Source organism: Alcanivorax sp. HI0044, from assembly GCF_001634945.1.
The window spans coordinates 1-1,574 of the sequence record NZ_LWEZ01001797.1 but is presented as its reverse complement, the minus strand read 5'-3'; the positions used below and the strand labels follow the sequence as shown (position 1 = coordinate 1,574).

The window sequence follows — 1,574 nt, the reverse complement described above, 5'->3', positions numbered from 1 at the left end:
CGCCAGCTGATTCAGGAACAGTTCCGCAAGGATTTCGCCGAAGGCAAAGTGGATGCCGATGCGGTGTTTGAATGGCTGGGCACGGAAGAAGGCGTACTGGCCACTCCGCACAGCCAGCGCTCCATCGCCCAGGTGCGTGTGTTGCTGGATCACACCGAAGGGGATGCCTTCCCGATCACCGCCTTGATTGATTCCATCGAAGGCGCTCTGAAAACCCCGGTGCAGACCGCTGTGAAGCGGGTAGACGAACAGGAGTTCGCGCTACTCAATGGCCAGAACCTGATGTTCTGTGAAGACGCCGCCCGCCGGTTGAAGACCGCGCTGAACCCGCAGCCTTGCTACAAGGATTTCTGGTTGCGCGTGAATCACCTGGAAAGCCTCCACGCTCACAATGCGGTAGCGATTGTGACCAAGGAAGTGGATGGTGGTTACCTGCCGATTCCTTGATTGAGAGACGCTGCAGGCAGTACGCTGCACGCAACACGAAAGCCCTCTTCCCCTTGTCGGGAAGAGGGCTTTTTTGTATGGGTTGGTGATGAGCATGACGCCGGATGCCTGGAGCCTGACGCAATAGAGCCAATCTGGCTTCACCGCCTCTCTTTGTGGGAGCGGTGGTGCCCTGTTTCCGTTGTCCGGCTTCCGGCATTGGGCGTCGAGTTGTTGGGGCTTCTTTCTTCGCTAGGCAGCGACGACATTGCACCCTCGTCCAAGTGAAATGCGAACCCGGTACGTGTATACCGTGCCGCTATCCGCTAAATTGCCTATTAAAGAAGCACCCAGAGTGCGTGCGGGGATGCACTAACTCACTGAAAAATAATAAAAAGACGCCAGGAAGCGATTGCTATGCCCAGCTCGGAGACGCCCCGGCCCCTGAGTGGCCGGTTTTATCGTGCAGACCTTGTCACCCTTCTGAATCAGTCAGATCGGGTGCCCCTGACACTGTTGCTGGCCCCCGCCGGTGCCGGCAAATCCACCTTGCTGAATCAGTGGCAAGCCCAGCCCGGTGATCGGCATGTGGTGCTGATGGGGTTACAGCGGGCGGATGATGACCCGGTGCGCTTTCTGCGCCGCTTCGCCGAGAAAACCCGGGCCGCGGTGCCGGCGTTTGATACCTCCTGGTTTATGCCCTTCGATGTGGCCGAGCTGCCACCATCCTCTATAGCCGATTCACTCTATGACGCCCTGCAGCAGGTGACGTTGCCGCTGTTTATCGTGTTCGACGATTTTCAGCATATCCAGAGCGAAGAAACACTCAGTGTGATTGCTACCTTGCTGGCGGACCCGCCGGAGAATGTGCACCTGATCATTGCCAGCCGCACCCAGCCACTGTTTGACGTTAGCCGGCTGCGGCTGGATGACCTGGTGCTGGAGATCAGCGCCGTGGACCTGAAAGTGCGGCGCAGTGATGTGAGCGAGCTGAATCAGCGCCTGGGCGGCGAGGCTCTGGAAGAGCTGGCCCTGGATCACCTGATGGCGATTACCGAAGGCTGGGTGGCCGGGGTGAAAATTGCCCTGCTGGCGGGGATTCGATCGGGCATGCAAACCCTGCAGGACTTTAACGCCAGCCAGCCGGA

The 1,574-nt window shown here is 58.8% G+C and carries 2 protein-coding genes; both read left to right on the top strand.

Annotated elements, in window-relative coordinates; all coding sequences use genetic code 11:
- A partial coding sequence (locus tag A3730_RS26855; protein WP_197477665.1) for a GTP cyclohydrolase, FolE2/MptA family occupies positions 1-447 on the top strand: 447 nt, incomplete at its 5' end.
- A 396-nt stretch (positions 448-843) separates the two neighbouring features.
- A partial coding sequence (locus A3730_RS26850; RefSeq protein WP_231884061.1) for an AAA family ATPase occupies positions 844-1,574 on the top strand: 731 nt, incomplete at its 3' end.